15 protein-coding genes are annotated in these 19,358 nt (G+C 59.4%); 6 read left to right on the top strand and 9 right to left on the bottom strand.

Features of this window, described 5'->3' with window-relative positions:
- Positions 1-269: 269 nt before the first annotated feature.
- The 3 genes from QE453_RS22090 to tesB all read right to left on the bottom strand — a co-directional run bounded on the left by QE453_RS22090 (position 270) and on the right by tesB (position 3,092).
- Positions 270-1,616, bottom strand: coding sequence for an ammonium transporter (locus QE453_RS22090; protein ID WP_004444059.1), 1,347 nt, complete (start codon positions 1,614-1,616; stop codon positions 270-272).
- A gap of 29 nt (positions 1,617-1,645) precedes the next feature.
- Entirely contained in the window at positions 1,646-1,996 is a 351-nt protein-coding gene (locus QE453_RS22085) for a P-II family nitrogen regulator (protein ID WP_004444057.1), read from the bottom strand.
- A 211-nt stretch (positions 1,997-2,207) separates the two neighbouring features.
- Positions 2,208-3,092, bottom strand: a complete 885-nt coding sequence (gene tesB / locus QE453_RS22080) for an acyl-CoA thioesterase II (RefSeq protein WP_022556997.1) — start codon at positions 3,090-3,092, stop codon at positions 2,208-2,210.
- On the opposite strand from tesB, the gene QE453_RS22075 reads away from it, so the two are divergent.
- From QE453_RS22075 to fdxA, 4 genes are all read left to right on the top strand, one after another.
- Positions 3,056-4,393 carry a ubiquinone biosynthesis hydroxylase gene (locus tag QE453_RS22075; RefSeq protein WP_373968923.1) on the top strand — a complete coding sequence of 446 codons (1,338 nt, stop codon included), beginning with the start codon at positions 3,056-3,058 and terminating at the stop codon, positions 4,391-4,393. The genes tesB and QE453_RS22075 overlap by 37 nt on opposite strands.
- Before the next feature lie 458 nt (positions 4,394-4,851).
- The gene (locus tag QE453_RS22070; protein WP_309778190.1) at positions 4,852-7,935 is read left to right on the top strand and encodes a helicase-related protein; all 3,084 of its coding nucleotides are present in this window, start codon (positions 4,852-4,854) and stop codon (positions 7,933-7,935) included.
- A 4-nt stretch (positions 7,936-7,939) separates the two neighbouring features.
- Positions 7,940-8,356 (top strand): RNA-binding S4 domain-containing protein, encoded by a 417-nt coding sequence (locus QE453_RS22065; protein WP_309778023.1) that lies wholly within the window; start codon positions 7,940-7,942, stop codon positions 8,354-8,356.
- Between the two features lie 158 nt (positions 8,357-8,514).
- Entirely contained in the window at positions 8,515-8,853 is a 339-nt protein-coding gene (fdxA, locus tag QE453_RS22060; protein ID WP_004444038.1) for a ferredoxin FdxA, read from the top strand.
- A gap of 64 nt (positions 8,854-8,917) precedes the next feature.
- Here fdxA and holA read toward each other — a convergent pair whose 3' ends face one another.
- The 3 genes from holA to leuS are packed head-to-tail and all read right to left on the bottom strand — an operon-like array spanning position 8,918 to position 13,135.
- Positions 8,918-9,955 carry a DNA polymerase III subunit delta gene (gene holA / locus QE453_RS22055; RefSeq protein WP_220331596.1) on the bottom strand — a complete coding sequence of 346 codons (1,038 nt, stop codon included), beginning with the start codon at positions 9,953-9,955 and terminating at the stop codon, positions 8,918-8,920.
- 11 nt (positions 9,956-9,966) lie between these two features.
- Positions 9,967-10,512, bottom strand: a complete 546-nt coding sequence (gene lptE / locus QE453_RS22050) for an LPS assembly lipoprotein LptE (protein ID WP_006698300.1) — start codon at positions 10,510-10,512, stop codon at positions 9,967-9,969.
- The gene (gene leuS / locus QE453_RS22045; protein WP_309778020.1) at positions 10,505-13,135 is read right to left on the bottom strand and encodes a leucine--tRNA ligase; all 2,631 of its coding nucleotides are present in this window, start codon (positions 13,133-13,135) and stop codon (positions 10,505-10,507) included. Before leuS ends, lptE begins: the two co-directional genes overlap by 8 nt.
- Before the next feature lie 191 nt (positions 13,136-13,326).
- Between leuS and QE453_RS22040 the strand changes: the two genes are divergently transcribed.
- Positions 13,327-13,986, top strand: coding sequence for a YggS family pyridoxal phosphate-dependent enzyme (locus tag QE453_RS22040; RefSeq protein WP_309778019.1), 660 nt, complete (start codon positions 13,327-13,329; stop codon positions 13,984-13,986).
- A 57-nt stretch (positions 13,987-14,043) separates the two neighbouring features.
- Here QE453_RS22040 and QE453_RS22035 read toward each other — a convergent pair whose 3' ends face one another.
- On the bottom strand, positions 14,044-14,745 hold the full coding sequence (locus tag QE453_RS22035) for a DUF1013 domain-containing protein (protein WP_045533429.1): 702 nt from the start codon (positions 14,743-14,745) through the stop codon (positions 14,044-14,046).
- A gap of 230 nt (positions 14,746-14,975) precedes the next feature.
- Here QE453_RS22035 and acs point away from each other — a divergent pair, with 230 nt between their 5' ends.
- Complete coding sequence (gene acs / locus QE453_RS22030; RefSeq protein WP_004444026.1) at positions 14,976-16,928, top strand: acetate--CoA ligase; 1,953 nt, start codon at positions 14,976-14,978, stop codon at positions 16,926-16,928.
- Between the two features lie 101 nt (positions 16,929-17,029).
- Here acs and QE453_RS22025 read toward each other — a convergent pair whose 3' ends face one another.
- The gene (locus QE453_RS22025; protein ID WP_037090135.1) at positions 17,030-18,037 is read right to left on the bottom strand and encodes a TRAP transporter substrate-binding protein; all 1,008 of its coding nucleotides are present in this window, start codon (positions 18,035-18,037) and stop codon (positions 17,030-17,032) included.
- Between the two features lie 39 nt (positions 18,038-18,076).
- Positions 18,077-19,354 (bottom strand): TRAP transporter large permease, encoded by a 1,278-nt coding sequence (locus QE453_RS22020; protein WP_045533426.1) that lies wholly within the window; start codon positions 19,352-19,354, stop codon positions 18,077-18,079.
- Positions 19,355-19,358: the final 4 nt, after the last annotated feature.

Genomic DNA, 19,358 nt, shown 5'->3' with positions numbered 1-19,358 from the left:
CCCATGTCCCTGAACCCGTCATTTTTTGGTTTCGGCGAGATCCGGCACACGGCCTGATCCCGGATTGACAGGGAAAACTAACCGCCAGCTGGTTAATGTCGTGTTAACCATGCGGTTTTTTGAGGAGATCAGAGCATTTTCGGGTGAGCGTTCGAGCTGATTTGTGCTTTGAGACGGCTGCGTTACGGCGGGTTGGCGGCAAAGAAAAAGGCCCGTCGAAACGGGCCTTTCTTTTGGGAATGGGGATGGAGAACCCCATTTTCCCGGTATCAGGAGTGGTAAGCGGCTTCGCCGTGGGTGGCGAGGTCCAGACCTTCGCGCTCGGCTTCGACCGGGACGCGGAGCCCGACGATCACATCGACGATCTTGTAAAGGATTGCCGAGACGATGGCGCACCAGACGATGGTGATGGCGACGGCCACGAACTGCGTCCAGAGCTGCGAGGCGATGGAGAATTCGGGCTTGCCGGTGCCGCCGAGTAGCGGCGAGGTGAAGATGCCGGTGCCGAGTGCGCCGATGATGCCGCCAATGCCGTGAACGCCGAAGACGTCAGCGGTATCGTCGTAACCGAACTTGTTCTTCACCACGGAGACGAAGAAGTAGCAGATCGGCGAGACGATGAGGCCGAGAACGATGGCACCCATCGGGCCAACCGAGCCTGCAGCAGGTGTGACGGCAACGAGGCCGGCGATCATGCCCGAAGCGGCGCCCAGCATGGATGCCTTGCCGCGGGTGAAGCTTTCAACCAGCGACCAGGAAACAATGGCGGCTGCGGTTGCGAGGAAGGTGTTCATGGTTGCGAGAACCGCACCACCCGATGCTTCGAGGTTGGAGCCGGCGTTGAAACCGAACCAGCCGAACCACAGCATAGCTGCACCGACGAGTGTCAGCGTCATGGAGTGAGGAGCCATCATGTCCTTGCCGAAGCCGGTGCGCTTGCCGACCATGATCGCGCCGATCAGGCCTGCAATACCGGCATTGATGTGGACGACCGTGCCGCCGGCGAAGTCAAGAGCGCCCATGCCGAAGATCAGGCCGTTTGCGTCCCAGACCATATGGGCGACCGGGAAATACACGAAGGTGGCCCAAAGGATGGTGAAGAGGATGACGGCGGAGAACTTCACGCGTTCCGCGAAGGCACCGATGATCAGCGCCGGGGTGATGGCCGCAAAGGTCATCTGGAAGGCGATGAAGGTATATTCGTAGATCACGACGCCTTGCGAGAAGGTTGCCGAGGTGCTGTCAAGCGAAACGCCCGACAGGAACAGCTTGCCGAAGCCGCCGAAATAAGGGCCGGTGCCCCCGCCGAAGGCGAAAGAGTAACCGTAGATGACCCAGATGAGCATCATGACGGCGGTGATGACCGTGCACTGCATGAGAACGGAGAGCATGTTCTTCGTGCGGACGAGACCGCCGTAAAACAGCGCCAGACCCGGAAGGATCATGAAGAGCACGAGGATTGTGGCGACATACATGAAGGCTGTGTCGGCTTTTTCCGGAACAGGCGCTGCGGCTGCGGCCGGCGCTGCATCCTGGGCAAAGGCGATGGCCGGGGCCATCAGGGCCGTCGCTGTTGCGCCCAGCTTGCCGAGCGTCAAAAACTTGTTGAGTTGCATAGCTAGAAAACTCCCCTGTCAGCCGTGCTTCAAAGCGCTTCTGTGTTGGTTTCGCCGGTACGGATGCGCACGGCCTGTTCAATTGAGTAAACGAAGATCTTGCCGTCGCCGATCTGCCCGGTCTTTGCCGCAGATGCGATCGCTTCGACGGCCTTGTCCACGACGTCGGATGGAACAGCGATCTCGATCTTTAGCTTGGGAAGGAAGCTCACCGCATATTCCGTGCCGCGATAAATCTCGGTATGTCCCTTCTGGCGCCCGTAACCCTTTACTTCGGTCACGGTCAGGCCCTGGATGCCGACGCCGGTGAGTGCTTCGCGCACTTCATCCAGCTTGAACGGCTTGATAATGGCCATCACAATTTTCATCTGGTTTCCCATCCTTTGTTTGTCCTCGGCACGGAGCCGACTCTCCTGCCGCTGGCAGATCAGTAACAGCGACTGCGGACATACATTCAAAGGGCGTGCCAGTTTTGAGTGTGTAACTAACTTATTGAAATGTAATGTTTATATGACGGACGTCTGAAAAAGGGGCATTTGTCGGCGAATTTTGCGTCTATAAAATGTGCGATTTTTAGAAAACGCACTTTATTTAATCATTTGCCCTTTTGCGGATCAAACCTTCCTGCGCCACGGAGGCGACCAGTTCACCCTGCCTGGTGAAAATATTGCCACGGGTCAAACCACGCGCGCCCGAGGCGCTGGGGCTGTCCTGTGTATAGAGCAGCCAGTCATCCAGCCGGCAGGGACGATGAAACCACATGGCGTGGTCCAGGCTTGCCACCTGGATCGCAGGATCGAAGATCGTCGTGCCATGGGCATAGAGCGAGGTGTCCAGCAGCGTCATGTCGGAGAGATAGGCGAGAATGGCGGATTGCAGGCGCGGATCGTCTGGTACGCTTCCAACGGCACGGACCCAGATATCCTGCTGCGGCTCCAGCTTTTCTTTTGAGATGTAGTGGGTCAGCGAGACTGGCCGGATCTCGATCGGCCGCTTGTTGCTCCAGTAGTTGCGGATCGAAGCGGGCGCCTTTGCGAGGAAAGCCGCCTGCATCTGTTCCTCGCTCATCAGTTTTTCAGGCGGCGTCACATCAGGCATCCTGATCTGATGGGTAAAACCGTCCTCGAATATCTGGAACGACGCCGACATGGAAAAAATGGCTTTGCCGTGCTGGATGGCGACCACGCGACGGGTGCAGAAACTGGCGCCATCGCGAATACGCTCGACCTGGTAGACGATGGGCACCAGCGGGTCGCCGGGACGCATGAAATAGGCGTGCAACGAATGCACGAAGCGATCGTCATCCACGGTTCTTTGCGCGGCGATCAGGGCCTGTGCAATGACCTGACCACCAAAAACCCGTTGCCAGCCGATCTGCGGGCTTTCGCCCCGGTAAAGGTTCTCTTCCAGCTTCTCAAGATCGAGCGTGGCGATGAGATTTGCCATCGGGTCTGACGATTGCAAGGGATGCGACATTTTTTCGGCCTGCTCCGGCTGTAGGAAGACGTCACATGGTCTATAGTGCGCCGATGATGCATGCACAAGATTTGAGGAGAAGCGCGATGCTGGACGTTGTGGTGGCAGGCGGCGGATATGTCGGTCTTTCCGTTGCTGTGGCAATCAAGCAGGCGGCCCCGCATCTGAATGTGCAGGTAATTGAAGCCGCTCCTGAGGATGTCTGGGCAAAGGATGTTCGCGCGTCCGCCATTATCGCAGCGGCTACCCGCATGCTCGATGTTTTCGGCATCTGGAACGAGATCGAGCCGGAAGCCCAGCCGATCCACAAGATGATCGTTACCGATTCGAAAACCGCCGATCCGGTACGTCCCGTGTTCCTGACGTTTGACGGCGCGGTGGAAGAGGGCCGGCCCTTTGCCCATATGGTTCCAAACGTCGCTCTGGTAGGCGCGTTGCGGGGCCTTTGCGCACGCCTGGGCATAGAAATCCGCCACGGCCTCAGTGTTTCCGATTTTACAGCAGGACCGCAGTCGACGGCTATTCACCTTTCCGACGGATCGACGCTCGAAGCGCGATTGCTGATTGCCTGTGATGGTGTTCGCTCGGCTCTTCGGGATATGGCTGGCATCAAGACGGTGCACTGGGCTTACGATCAGTCGGGCATCGTGACGACCGTTGAGCATGAGCGACCGCACGAAGGCTGCGCCGAGGAGCATTTCCTGCCATCCGGACCCTTCGCCATTCTGCCGTTGAAGGGAAACCGGTCTTCGCTTGTCTGGACCGAACGCACCGCCGATGCCGACAGGCTTGTGGCCGCCGACGACCTGGTGTTCGAGGAGGAGCTTGAGCGCCGGTTCGGCCACAAGCTCGGCACGATCCGCCCTGTCGGTCCCCGGCGCGCCTTTCCGCTGGGTCTCACTTTGGCACGGTCCTTCGTCGCGTCGCGTTTCGCGCTCGCCGGTGATGCGGCCCACGGTATTCACCCGATCTCGGGTCAAGGCCTCAATCTGGGTTTCAAGGATGTGGCGGCTCTGGCCGAAACCGTGGTTGAAGCTGACCGTCTCGGCCTCGACATCGGCTCCCTCAATGTTCTGGAGCGGTATCAGTCCTGGCGCCGGTTCGACACCTTGCGGATGGGGGTGACCACGGATGTGCTGAACCGGCTGTTCTCCAATGATGTCGGTCCCATTCGCATCATGCGCGATTTCGGTCTCGGCGTGGTGGATCGTTTGCCGGGTCTCAAATCCTATTTCATTGGCCAGGCCGCCGGTACCACGGATGCAAATGCGCCGCGTTTGCTCACCGGTGAGGCACTCTGATCTCGGCTTGTGGTGCTGGCTTCGGAACGGCTTTTCCGGGATTGGCGCTTGACAGCCGATTCCCGGATTTTCCGACTGGCGGTTTTACCGTAATGCCGAATCCGGCCAAGGACTTATCCGGATTCATAATCTGGTAGAGGCCGTGACTTCGCCAACCAGATATTGCGGAGAACAAAAGCTGAATCACGGGGAGTCAGCGATTCGTATTCGATTCGTTCGCAGACTGTTCCGCAGCCGAATCGATTTCATTTTCGCCGGATTCTTTTTTCTTGTTCAACTATCTGAATCGAAATGGAAAATTTCGTTGACTGGTTGCCTTGTAGCACTTTGCGGGTGAGGCCTATTGCCTTTGTCGACAGGCGTTGCCATGTGTGGTGCGTGCGGCCCACACCGTTGATGTGGGTGGCACGCCAAGCAGATGAAGTCGATTCGCGGATAGTACGTTGAATTTTCGCCCCATGATCCTGAGCGGCCGCGGTGTCACGGCCGTTCTCGGCCCCACCAACACCGGCAAGACCCATTACGCGATTGAGCGTATGGTGGCGCATGGCAGCGGTGTCATCGGCCTGCCGCTGCGCCTTTTGGCGCGCGAGGTCTATACCCGTCTGGTCGAAAAGGTGGGGGCGCCCAATGTGGCGCTGATAACCGGCGAAGAAAAAATCTCACCCCCAAAAGCCAAGTATTCCGTTTGCACAGTGGAAGCCATGCCGCGCGAAACGACGGCCGCCTTCGTTGCAATCGATGAGGTGCAGCTGGCAGGCGATCTCGAACGCGGGCATATCTTTACCGACCGGGTTCTGCATCTGCGCGGTCGGGAGGAAACGCTGCTGCTGGGGGCGGGCACGATGCGCCCGATCCTCGAAAAGCTGCTGCCGGGAATTACCGTGGTGGAGCGACCGCGTCTGTCGCAGCTTTTTTATGCCGGCCAGAAGAAGATAACCCGCCTGCCGCAGCGCACGGCGATTGTCGCTTTTTCCGCCGATGAGGTCTATGCCATTGCCGAACTGGTGCGCCGCCAGCGGGGCGGCGCGGCCGTTGTGCTAGGCGCGCTTTCGCCCCGCACGCGCAATGCGCAGGTGGGTCTCTATCAGTCCGGCGATGTCGAATATCTGGTCGCGACGGACGCTATCGGCATGGGCCTTAACCTTGATGTCGATCACGTCGCTTTCGCGCAGGACCGAAAATTCGACGGTTATCAATTCCGCAATCTCAATCCGGGCGAAATCGGCCAGATCGCCGGCCGCGCCGGCCGCCATCTTCGTGACGGCACCTTCGGGGTGACAGGCCGTGTCGACCCGTTCGATGACGAACTGGTGGAGCGGATCGAGACGCATCAGTTCGATGCGGTGAAGGTGTTGCAGTGGCGGACGAAAAACTTCGATTTTTCCTCTATCGCCAATCTGCGTGCGAGCCTTGACGCTGCGCCGGCGATCCAGGGGCTTTCGCGCGCCCTGCCGGCCATCGACCAGCAGGCGCTGGAGTATCTGTCCCGTTATCCCGAAATTATCGACGTGACGACGACCGATGCACGGGTGGAAAAGCTCTGGGAGGCCTGCGCGCTTCCGGACTATCGCCGTATCGCGCCGGCGCAGCATGCGGATCTGATCTCCACGCTCTATTTCGACCTCGTCAAGCGCGGTACGGTGAACGAGGATTTCATGGCCGAACAGGTGCGTCGCGCCGACCGCACGGATGGAGAGATCGATACCTTGTCTGCGAGGATTGCGCAGATCAGAACATGGACTTATGTATCGAACCGCCCAGGATGGCTTGCCGATCCGACACACTGGCAAGAAAAGACTCGGGAAATCGAGGATCGATTGTCCGATGCGCTACATGAAAGGTTGACGAAACGCTTTGTTGATCGCAGGACATCTGTGCTCATGAGGCGCCTGAGAGAGAATGCGATGCTTGAAGCTGAAATCAGTGTAAATGGTGATGTCTTCGTAGAAGGTCATCACGTCGGCCAATTGGCCGGGTTCCGGTTCACGCCGGTGCCGGGAATGGAAGGGCCGGATCAGAAGGCCGTGCAGGCTGCGGCGCAGAAGGCGCTCGCGCTCGAATACGAGGCGCGTGCCGCGCGTCTGCACGCTAGTGGAAATGGCGATCTCGCTTTGAGCTCCGATGGTCTGGTTCGCTGGCTGGGCGAGCCGGTTGCCCGTCTTTCGGCCGGCGACAATATCATGAAGCCGCGGGTGATCCTGCTGGCCGACGAGCAGTTGAGCGGTAATGCCCGTGATCACGCGCTCGCGCGGATCGAGCGTTTCGTCAACCACCAGATCGCAACCGTGCTGAAGCCGCTGGATGATATCTCCCGCGCGGAAGACCTTCAGGGTCTCGCAAAGGGTCTCGCTTTCCAGCTGGTTGAAAATCTCGGCGTGCTGTTCCGTCGTGACGTCGCGGAAGACGTGAAGTCGCTGGATCAGGACGCGCGTGCTTCCATGCGGCGTTACGGCGTGCGTTTCGGCGCCTATCATGTCTTTTTGCCTGCGCTCCTGAAGCCCGCTCCGGCAGAACTTGTGACGCTGCTCTGGGCCTTGAAGAATGATGGTCTTGGCAAACCGGGTTATGGCGACCTTATTCCCGTGCTGGCTGCAGGCCGCACCTCGGTCGTTACGGATGCCAGCTTCGAGCGCATGTTCTACAAGCTTGCCGGTTTCCGTTTCCTCGGAAAGCGCGCGGTGCGTATCGACATTCTCGAACGCTTGGCCGATCTCATCCGTCCGCTGCTGCAGTGGAAGCCCGGCCAGCAGCCGCGCCCCGAAGGCGCTTATGATGGCCGTCGTTTCACGACGACGACCGCGATGCTTTCCATTCTCGGCGCAACGCTCGATGACATGGAAGAAATCCTCAAGGGCCTCGGTTACCGTGCCGATCAGGTGACGGCGGAAGAGGCGCAGGCCTTCCTCGCCAGCCAGGCGGGCGCCAACGCGCCGGCAGCCCCGGAAACGACGGCGGGCGAAGAGGATAGCGCTGAGACCGAGCAGGACGAGCCGGCTTCCGAAGAGCAGGCCTCCGAAGCGGTTGCTGTTGTGGAAGGCGACGTTACCGAGGCGCCGGTCGCGGAAGCCGCCGGTGAAGAGGCTGCTGCAAATGAAGCGGCTCCGGCGGAAAGCGGTGAGGCCGCCGAGCCGAAGCCCGTGCTTCTGTGGCGTCCGGGTGGCCGCAATGAAAACCAGCGTGGTGAAAACCGTCGTCCCGGCAATCGTGGCCAGGGTCGTGAGCAGACAGCGCGCGAGCAAGGCGAGCGACGCGGCGAAGGCCGCCGTGACAATCGCGACGGGGCAAATCGCGACGCAGCCAATCGTGGCGGCGAGGGCGAGCGCAAGCGTGACGGCGGCCGTCCCGATCGCGGCAACAACCGCAATAATGATCGTCATGATCGTGGCGAGCGCAAGGACAGGCCGGAGCGCAGCGACCGTGGCGGAAAGCCGCAGGGCCAGCAGCGTTTCGAGGCCAAGCCACCGCGCAAGGAAAAGCCGCTGGACCCGGATTCGCCTTTCGCAAAGCTCGCTGCCCTCAAGGAGCAGCTGAAGAAGTAAGCCCATGGGAAACAGCGAACAGCCACTGGAAAGCACGCGTCAGCGTCTGGACAAGTGGCTGTTCTTTGCCCGCATGGCTAAATCCCGTTCGCTCGCCCAGAGCTACGTTCAGTCGGGACAGGTAAAGATCAATGGCGTCGTCGTCCGCCAGCCCAGTCATGCGGTGAAGCCCGGCGACAGGCTGGAAATAAGCTTCGAGCGGATGGACAGGGTCGTGGTGGTGAAGTCGGGCGGGACGCGGCGCGGCCCCTATGAAGAAGCCAGACTTCTCTATGACGATCAGACGCCGCCGAAGAAGCCTTCCGACAGGCTGACACTCCTTGAGCAGGCAATGCGCCAGCCGGGCAGCGGACGCCCGACGAAAAAGGAGCGCAGAGCGCTCGACAGGTTTCTGTCCGACAGCGACGGCAGTACAGATTAGAATAAACCTCCAAGTCAGCACCGTTTTTCAGAATTGTTTATCCTTGCTATCTGCAAGCAAAGGCATTACGTCACTTGCGAAATTGCCCTGTCTGAATTCCGGGCGACGGCTTGTGTTCCGAAGCCCAAAGACCCGGCCTGCATATTCTGGAGTTCATCATGACATATGTCGTGACCGACAATTGCATCCGCTGCAAATATACCGATTGCGTTGAGGTCTGCCCTGTCGACTGCTTTTACGAGGGCGAAAATTTCCTCGCCATCAATCCCGACGAATGCATCGACTGTGGTGTGTGCGAACCGGAATGTCCTGCCGAGGCCATCAAACCCGATACGGAGCCGGGTCTCGACAAGTGGCTGAAGCTCAATGCGGAGTATGCCGCGATCTGGCCGAACATCACCATCAAGCGCGACCCGATGCCGGAAGCCAAGGAAATGGATGGTGTCGAAGGCAAGCTGGAGCTTTATTTCTCTGCTGAGCCCGGCAAGGGCGACTGACCGCAGATTTGCGACGGTCTCGCACCAACATTTGAAAAGCCCTCGTCTGCACGAGGGCTTTTGTTTATCCGCCGCGGCCGGATTGCAGCGTGGTGGATAATAGTGTCAGTAGGGCCACGCTTTCCTCCAGACTTTGGCGCTGGCGGCTTTGCAGGATGGCCGCCTGCAGTCGGTTCATCTCGCGGGCGATCGCCGCTGGCTGCCATGTGCGCAGCGCTCTTTCGATGATCGGTTTCCGGCGAAAATGGATATGACGTCCGAGGGTCTGCATGACCTGACCGGCCTGCTGCTTTTTCTCATCCATCTCCGCGCGCATCTGATCGAGCAGCTGGAATTGCTTGAGGCACCCCTGAAGCACGAGGAAGATCGGCGTCTTGGAAGAAATGATCTTCTGAGTGGCATGGAAAAACGCGTTTCTGTCACCCTTCAGGATGGCGTCAACGGCGTCATCGGCTGAAACCGTACTGGCATCACCGATGATGGCCAGAACATCGTCTTCCTCGATTACCTCTGCGCCGCGGCAATAAAGTGCCAGCTTGCGGATTTCGTTTCGTGAAGCGATACGGTCGCCCCCCAGCGATTCGATAAGCCGTTGCCGCGCGGCAGGCGCGATACGCAAATTGTCGCCCGAAAGTTCCTGGTCTATCAACGCGTTCAGTGCGCGCGCATCGTCCGCGTAACAGGGAATGGCTGCGATGGATCGAGCCGGTTCCGCGATCTTGCGCAGCCCCGTGCCCTTCTTGATGTCGCCTGCTTCGATGATGAGAAAGCTCGCTTCCGGCGGCGTTTCCGCCAGAATCTGGAGGGCATCCACCAGCGCCTTTTCAGCTGACGCGCCCTTGACCCAGACAAGTTTCTCGCCGCCGAAAAGACCAATGGCGTTCACCTCGTCCAGCAAACGCCCCGGGTCGCCCTGGAGATCGGACGCAGTCAATTTCAGCGACGCAAAAGCGTCGTCGGGATCTATCCCCGTCTTTTTGGCGATGAGGGTTGCGCGTTCTGATACGAGACCGCGATCCGGCCCGTAGAGTACGAAAACGCGAAAGCGCTCCGCCGGATTCTCGGCGAAGCGCTCAAATTCATGGGACTTTATCTCCGCCACGGCCGCCGCTCTCAGCGGCCGAGGGTGGCGGCGATGTCGGTGCGGATGATTTCGGCAAGTTCGCGCGCCGCACGGTTTTCGGCGTCGCGGGTCGCCCGGATCTTGGCGAATTCCTGCTGTGGTAGATCCACCTGCGCCGTCACGCTGCGGCGTGCGGAGCGCAGGATCTGACCGTCGGAAATGCGCGTCAGCACGTATTGGCCGCTCATGATGACACGGCCTGGATACGGCCCGTCGTAATTGTTGTTCGTCCGTGTGGTTAGGTCGTAATTCTGCACCTCTGTCGAGGAAGCGCTCGAGCTGACCGAAACCTTGACGTTATATTGCGCCGTCGTCGGCTGCCCAGCGCCGCCAGCCAGAAGGAAGATTAGCTGGTTGCGAACTTCCTGTCCAACTCTGCCGCCGATATCGGAGACGCTGACGGCCGCCAGCCTTTCCTTGGTCCCGGAAGCCTCGCCATAGAGCGGGCGCACCTGGCAGCCCGCCAGAAGACCAGCCATCATCACGACGGAAATTGCTGCCGCGACGCGGCTCCATCTCGAAAAAACGTCAGACAACAATGTTAACAATCCTCTGCGGAACCACGATGACTTTCTTGGGCTCGCCGCCGGCAAGAAGAGATTTGACGGCATCCAGAGCAAGGGCAGCCGCGCGGACCGCATCTTGATCCGCATCGCGCGCGATTGTCAATTCACCGCGCTTCTTGCCATTGACCTGCACGGGCATGACCACGTCGTTTTCTTCGACCAGCGACGGCACGAAGGTTGGCCACGGCGTTTCAGCCACCAGGTCTTCATTGCCCAGCGCCGACCAGCATTCTTCCGCCAGGTGTGGCGTCATGGGGGCGATGATGCGGATCAGGATTTCGACGGCATCACGCGCTGCTGCCTTGACGTCGTCGGACTTGCCGCCCGCAGCGACATCCGCAAGCGGACCGGCGAGCGCGTTGACCAGTTCATAGATGCGGGCAATGGCCTTGTTGAAGGCGAGCTTGTCCAGATCTTCCTGAACAGCCTTCAGCGTCTTGTGGGCCGCCTTGGAGGCCGCCAGCCCTTCACCCTCGGTTGCAGGCTTCGGCCTGACGGATTTCAGTTCCTCGGCAGCTTCACCGATGATGCGCCAGACGCGTTGTACGAAGCGGTTCGCGCCCTCGACGCCCGATTCGGACCAAATCACATCACGATCCGGCGGCGAGTCCGACAGGACGAAAAAGCGTGCGGTATCGGCGCCGTACGATGCGATGATATCATCGGGATCGACCACGTTCTTTTTCGACTTCGACATCTTCTCGATCGAGCCGATCTTCACCTCTTCGCCGGATGACAGCAGGAAGGCGCGGCGTGTGCCGTCGGTTTCCTCAATCCGCAGATCTGCAGGTGGCACCCATTCGCGTGCAGTGCCTTCACCACGGCTGTAGGTCTCATGAACCACCATGCCCTGGGTGAACAGGCCCTTGAAGGGTTCCTTGACATCGACATGACCTGTTTCGCGCATCGCACGGGTGAAGAAGCGCGAATAGAGCAGGTGCAGGATCGCGTGCTCGATGCCGCCGATATACTGATCCACAGGCAGCCAATGATTGGCGACCTTCGGATCGGTCGGTGCATCTTCCCAGGGTGCCGTGAAGCGCGTGTAATACCAGCTGGAATCGACGAAGGTGTCCATCGTGTCGGTTTCACGACGCGCGTCATGGCCGCATTGCGGGCAGGCGACGTGACGCCAGGTCGGATGCCGGTCCAGCGGGTTGCCGGGCACGTCGAAGGTCACATCGTCGGGCAGCTTGACGGGCAGGTCCTTTTTCGGGACCGGCACGACGCCGCAGACTTCGCAATGAATGACCGGGATCGGGCAGCCCCAGTAACGCTGACGGGAAATGCCCCAGTCGCGCAGACGGAAATTGACCTTGCGCTCGGCCTGAGGCGCGTTGCCCAGCGTCTGCGCCGACAGCTTCTGCACGACTGCCTCGAAGGCATCCGTCGTTTTCATGCCATTCAGGAAGCCGGAATTGATCATCACGCCGTCGTCGGTGTAGGCGGTGTCATCGACCGTGAAGCTTTCCGCATCCGGGCCCTCAGGGGCGACGACCGCCACGACCGGCAGGCCGTATTTGCGGGCGAAGTCCAGGTCGCGCTGGTCGCCGGAGGGGCAACCGAAGATCGCGCCCGTACCGTAATCCATCAACACGAAATTGGCGACGTAGACCGGCAGTTCCCAGGTCGGATCCAGCGGATGGACGACCTTGACGCCGGTATCGATGCCTTTCTTTTCAGCCGTTTCCAGCGCGGCCAGAGAGGTGCCATGGCGGCGGCATTCATCGCAGAATTCGGCGATCGCAGGATTTTTTTCCGACAGTTCTTTCGCCAGCGGGTGGTCGGCGGCAATGGCCAGGAAGGAGGCGCCGAACAGCGTGTCGGGGCGTGTGGTATAGACGGTGATGTCAGAAAAGCCTTCCGGCGCCGTGTCAGCAACGGTCTGCCAGCGCAGTGACAGGCCTTCGGAACGGCCGATCCAGTTCTTCTGCATCAGGCGCACTTTTTCCGGCCACTGATCCAGCGTGTCCAACTCGTCCAGCAGGTCCTGGCTGAAATCGGTGATGCGGAAGAACCATTGCGTCAGCTCGCGCTGTTCGACCAGCGCACCGGAGCGCCAGCCGCGGCCGTCGATGACTTGCTCGTTGGCCAGAACGGTATGGTCGACCGGGTCCCAATTGACCTTCGACTGCTTGCGGTAGACCAGACCCTTTTCCATGAAGTCGACGAACAGCGCCTGCTGGCGATGATAATATTCCACGTCGCAGGTCGCGAATTCGCGTGTCCAGTCCAGGGACAGGCCCATGGATTTCAGCTGACCGCGCATGGTGGCGATGTTCTGGTAGGTCCAGTCCTTGGGATGAACCTTGTTCTGCATGGCCGCATTTTCGGCCGGCATGCCGAAGGCGTCCCAACCCATCGGGTGCAGGACGTTGAAACCGCGGGCGCGCTTGTAGCGGGCGACGACGTCGCCCATGGCATAGTTGCGGACATGGCCCATGTGGATGCGACCCGACGGATAGGGAAACATCTCCAGAACGTAATATTTCTCACGCGGATCGCTGTTGTCTGTCACGAAGACCTTGTCTTCGTTCCATTTTTGCTGCCAGCGCGGCTCGGCGTCGCGAGGATTGTAACGTTCGATGGCCATTGTCTAAAATTCCGGGTATCGAGGGGAAAAATGTGCGCTGACCTTCACCATGAAACGACCGGGGCGTCAAGTTTGGCGGGGCGTTCGGACGTTCAATCTTGGCCAGCGTGCCTCAAATGGTGCTAAAGCCGCTTGGCATCAAGGCGATCGGCGTCTAGTTAGCGGTTCGAACGGTTAAAAAAGGTCTTGTGATGGAAATCGAAGCACGACTTCAGGATGTCAGGCAGCGCATTGCGGATGTGGCGGAAAAATCCGGCCGCAAGGCGGCAGATGTTGCCCTCGTCGCGGTATCGAAGACCTTCGAAGCGGAAGCGATCCAGCCCGTCATCGATGCCGGCCAGCGCGTATTCGGGGAGAACCGCGTGCAGGAAGCGCAGGGCAAGTGGCCGGCGCTGAAAGAGAAGACTGATGGCATAGAACTGCATCTGATCGGCCCGTTGCAGTCCAACAAGGCTGCGGACGCCGTGGCATTGTTTGATGTCGTCGAAAGCGTCGACCGCGAAAAGATCGCCCGCGCGCTTGCCGAGGAATGCGGCAAACAGGGCCGCAGCCTTCGTTTTTATGTGCAGGTCAATACCGGGCTCGAGCCGCAAAAGGCGGGCATCGATCCGCGTGAGACCATCGCTTTCGTGGCATTTTGCCGGGATGAGTTGAAATTGGCTGTCGAGGGGCTGATGTGCATTCCGCCGGCAGATGAAAATCCCGGTCCGCATTTTGCGTTGCTGGCGAAGCTTGCCAAGCAATGTGGCCTGGAAAAACTCTCCATGGGCATGTCCGGTGATTTCGAAACGGCCATCGAATTCGGCGCGACCAGTGTTCGTGTGGGCTCGGCGATCTTCGGCACGCGATAAGGCTATAAACAAAAAACCCGGCACTCAGGCCGGGTTTCGAGCATTCGAAAACGTCGATCAGTACTGATCGTCCTCGTCTTCATCCTTCTGCGTGGATTTCAGCGAGGAGAGCTTCTTGAAGACTGCATCGGCGTCGATCTGTTCGTCTTCTTCGCGCTGGAAGTTGTAATCCAGACCTTCCGTTGCCGTCGCCGGCTGCAGTGTATTGTCCAGCTCTTCGGCGGACGGCAGCGGACGGCCACGCGAGGCGCGTTCAACTTCGAGGTCAAGATCGATCTGGCTGCAGAGGCCGAGTGTGACCGGGTCCATCGGCGTCAGGTTTGCCGAGTTCCAGTGCGTGCGGTCGCGGATTTGCTCAATGGTTGACTTCGTGGTGCCGACGAGACGCGAAATCTGCGCATCCTTCAGTTCCGGGTGGTTGCGAACGAGCCAGAGAATGGCGTTCGGACGGTCCTGACGCTTGGAAACCGGCGTGTAACGCGGCCCGCGACGCTTGGATTCGGGCACGCGCACCTTTGGCTCGGAAAGCTTCAGCTTATGGTTCGGATTGGCTTCAGCGCGGGCAATCTCGTCGCGGGAAAGCTGTCCGGTGGCGATAGGGTCGAGGCCCTTGATGCCCTGCGCGGCTTCACCGTCGGCAATTGCCTTGACTTCAAGCGGGTGCAGTTTGCAGAACGTGGCGATCTGATCGAACGACAGCGCGGTGTTGTCAACCAGCCATACAGCCGTTGCCTTTGGCATGAGCAATTGTTGAGCCATAGATACAGTCCTTCTGTCCGTCCGCGCCGGTGTCGCGGGCGTGGTATCAACCACTGATTTCCGGGATATTGCCGCTCTATAACCGGATTGCATCATAATTGCAATTCTTTGCGAAACAAATGACCTTTGTCTAATTGCCGTGCGCAATTGACCTGCTATGAATTCAACACATGCCTGAGGTGGGAGTCTCGGGCCGCGTCAGAAGCCATACCCGGTTCCAGGAGGAGTTCATGTCAGCCAAAATCTACCCGGTGCTCAAGTCGGCGAAAGCCCGCACGCTCATCGACAATGAGCGTTACCAGAAATGGTACCAGGAGAGCGTCGAGGATCCAGAAAAATTCTGGGACAAGCATGGCCGTCGGATCGACTGGTTCAAGCCTTACACCAAGGTCAAGAATACGTCCTTCAAGGGCAGGGTGCCGATCAAGTGGTTTGAAGACGGACTCACCAACGTCTCTTATAACTGTATCGACCGGCATCTGAAGACGCATGGCGAGCGCACCGCGATCATCTGGGAAGGCGATAACCCCTATATCGACAAGAAGATCACCTATAACCAGCTTTATGATTACGTCTGCCGTCTGGCGAATGTGCTGAAGAAGCACGGCGTCAAGAAGGGCGACCGCGTCACCATCTATATGCCGATGATACCGGAGGCAGCCTATGCAATGCTCGCCTGCGCGCGCATCGGGGCGATCCATTCGGTCGTCTTCGGCGGCTTCTCGCCGGAAGCGCTGGCGGGCCGCATCGTTGACTGCCAGTCGACCTTCGTCATTACCTGCGATGAAGGTGTGCGCGGCGGCAAGCCGATACCGCTGAAAGAAAATACCGACAAGGCGATCGATATCGCCGCCAAGCAATATGTCATTGTCAACAAGGTTCTGGTCGTTCGCCGAACCGGCGGCAAGACCGGCTGGGCGCCGGGCCGCGACATCTGGTACCACCAGGAAATCGCCACGGTGAAACCGGATTGCCCGCCTGTGAAGATGCGCGCGGAAGATCCGCTGTTCATCCTCTATACGTCGGGCTCTACCGGCAAGCCAAAGGGCGTGCTGCACACCACGGGCGGCTACCTCGTCTATACGTCGATGACGCATGAATATGTCTTCGATTACAAGGATGGCGAGGTCTACTGGTGTACGGCCGATGTCGGCTGGGTCACGGGACACTCTTATATAGTCTATGGACCGCTGGCCAATTGCGCGACGACGCTGATGTTCGAAGGTGTTCCCAATTTTCCGGATCAGGGCCGTTTCTGGGAAGTCATCGACAAGCACAAGGTCAATATTTTCTATACGGCGCCGACAGCGCTCAGATCGCTGATGGGTGCGGGTGACCAGTTCGTCCAGCGCTCGTCGCGCTCCAGCATCCGTCTTCTCGGCACCGTGGGCGAGCCGATCAACCCGGAAGCATGGGAGTGGTATTACCATGTTGTCGGTGAGGACAAGAGTCCGATCGTCGATACATGGTGGCAGACGGAAACCGGCGGCATTCTCATCTCGCCGCTGCCGGGTGCGACCGATCTGAAACCCGGCTCGGCGACAAGGCCGTTCTTCGGTGTGCAGCCGCAGCTTGTCGATGCCGAAGGCAATGTGCTGGAAGGGCCGGCGGACGGCAATCTCTGCATCATCGACAGCTGGCCGGGCCAGTCGCGCTCCGTCTATGGCGATCATCAGCGCTTCATCGACACCTACTTCTCCACCTACAAGGGCAAGTATTTCACCGGTGATGGCTGCCGGCGCGATGAGGATGGTTATTACTGGATCACCGGCCGCGTCGATGACGTGCTGAACGTTTCCGGTCATCGTCTCGGCACGGCCGAGGTGGAATCGGCGCTGGTGTCGCATCATCAGGTTTCGGAAGCGGCCGTGGTGGGTTATCCGCATCCGATCAAGGGGCAGGGCATCTATTGTTATGTCACGCTGATGGCGGGGCAGAACGGCGACTATGCGCTGCGCGAAGAGCTGGTAAAACACGTGCGCAACGAGATCGGACCGGTTGCGACACCCGATAAGATCCAGTTCGCGCCCGGCCTGCCGAAGACCCGTTCCGGCAAGATCATGCGGCGCATCCTGCGCAAGATCGCCGAGGATGATTTTGGTGCGCTGGGAGATACGTCGACGCTCGCTGATCCTGCTGTCGTCGAGGACCTCATCGCCAACCGGCAAAACCGCACGGCGTGAACTGAGAGGCTGCTTCGGCAGCCTTTTTCTATTGACTGTCCTCACAAACAAAAACACCCGGAGGCGAACCTCCGGGTGTTTTTCATCGTAGGCTGTAAGGTTTACTGGCCGCGGATCTTCTTGAGGTCAGCCAGAACGGCGTCAACGACGTCGGCGCCGATTTCAGCCTTGTGCTTTTCGTAAACGACCATCGACTTTTCGCGGATACGCGCCTGCTCTTCGGCAGACAGCGAGTTCACCTCGAGGCCGGCAGCCTTGATCTTTTCCAGCGACTTCTGGTTCAGTTCGCGGATGACCTTGCGCTCTTCGTCGCGACCCACGACTGCGCATTCGCGCAGGGCTGCCTGTTCTTCCGGCGTGTAGCTGTCGAAGATCGGCTTGGAGAAGAGGAAGAGGAACGGCGTGTAGGCGTGGTTCGTCTCCGTGATGTACTTCTGCACTTCGTAGAACTTCGAGGTGTCGATCGTCACATAGGGGTTCTCCTGGGCATCGATCGCGTTGGTCTCAAGCGCCGAGAAGACTTCGCCGAAAGCCATCGGCGTAGCGTTTGCACCGAGGTTCTGGAAGGTGTCGAGGAAGATGTTGTTCTGCATCACGCGGACCTTGAGGCCCGAGAAATCTTCCCACTTGTTGACGGCATGCTTGGAGTTCGACAGGTTGCGGAAGCCGTTTTCCCAGTAAGCGAGGTTTACGAGACCCTGTTCTTCCAGCTTCTTGTTCATCATGTCGCCGAAGGCGCCGTCCATGACGGTATCGGCTTCCTTGGCATTGGCGAAGAGGAATGGCAGGTCGAAGACGCCAAGCGACGGGATGAGACCGACGAGCGGCGAGGACGATGTGACGACCGCTTCCTGAACGCCGGAGCGCAGGGCCTGTGTCGCCTGAAGGTCACCGCCGAGAGCGCCACCCCAGAATGCCGTCAGTTTCAGCTTGCCGCCGGACTTGTCGTCGAGGCAGGCCTGCATGGCCTTGATGCCGTTGCCGACGGGATGATCCTGGTTGATACCGTTCGAAACGCGGATGTTGCGGCTGTTGAATTCGGCCATTGCCGGCGCTGCCGCGCCAACTGCGAAGGCGATTGCCGTGGTGGTCAGAAGAAGCTTTCTCATAATATCCTCCCTTGGATTGTGGTCGAGAAAAAGTTTCACTTAACGTAGGTACTGCAGAGGCACGAGGACGATGTCCGGGAAAATCACCAGCAGCGCCAGCACGATGGTTTCGGCGACGAGGAAGGGCCAGACACCGATCGTGACCTTGCCGAGCGGGATGCGGCCGACGCCGCTGACGACGTTCAGCACCACGCCAACCGGCGGGGTAATCAGGCCGATGGCGTTATTGATGATGAAGAGAACACCGAAATAGACCGGGTCGATGCCCGCCTGCTTGATGATGGGCATCAGAACTGGCGTCAGGATCAGAATGGTCGGCGTCAGGTCAAGCGCGGTGCCGACGACGAAGACCAGCACCATGATGACAGCCATCAGCAGCATCGGACGGTCGATCAGCGGCTCGATGTAGCCGGCAACTTCGTTTGGAATGTTCGCCGCCGTAATGAGCCATGCGGAGACGAGGGCCGCGCAGACCAGGAACATGATGATCGAGGTGCTCTTGGCGGCGCGCAGGAGCACGTGGAACAGGTCCGCCGGCTTCAGTTCGCGGTAGATCACCATGCCGACGAAAAGCGCATAGGCGGCAGCCACGACGGCGGCTTCCGTCGGCGTCATGATGCCGGCCTTGATACCGCCGAGGATAATGACGGGCATGCCGAGCGCCCAGCCGGCGCGAGCCGTGGCTGTAACGCGTTCCTTGGCCGTGGTTTTCGGCAGCGGCTTGACGTTATCCTTGCGCACCACGATCAGCCAAGCGACGATCAGTGAGATGCCCATCAGAATACCGGGTACGATACCGGCAAGGAAAAGCTGGGTGATCGAAACGTTAGCGGCGACACCGAAGACGATGAACGCCATGGACGGCGGAATGACCGGGGCGATGATACCGCCGGCTGCGATCAGGCCGCCGGAGCGCGGAATATTGTAACCGGCCTTCGCCATCATCGGGATGAGGATTGCGGCGAGGGCTGCGGTATCGGCTGCGGCCGAACCGGAGATGCTGGCCATGATGATGGCAGCGACGATGGCCACGATGCCGAGGCCGCCCCTGATATGGCCGACCAGCGCGATCGCAAAGTCGATGATGCGGCGGGAGAGGCCGCCGGAATTCATGAGTTCGCCAGCGAGGATGAAGAAGGGAATGGCAAGCAGGGTGAAGGTGTCTGCGCCCGAGATCATGTTCTGCGCGATGATCGCGGTGTTGAACATGCCCATGTACCACATGAGCACGACGCCACAGAACATCAGCGAGAAAGCGACGGGAACGCCAATGGCCATGGCTCCCAGAAGAGAGCCGACAAAAACGAAAAGTGTCATGGTA

The organism is Agrobacterium sp. SORGH_AS_0440 (assembly GCF_031453135.1).
Classification (GTDB): domain Bacteria; phylum Pseudomonadota; class Alphaproteobacteria; order Rhizobiales; family Rhizobiaceae; genus Agrobacterium; species Agrobacterium pusense.
The sequence above is the reverse complement of the archived record's forward strand: the minus strand, read 5'-3'. Positions and strand labels throughout refer to the sequence as shown.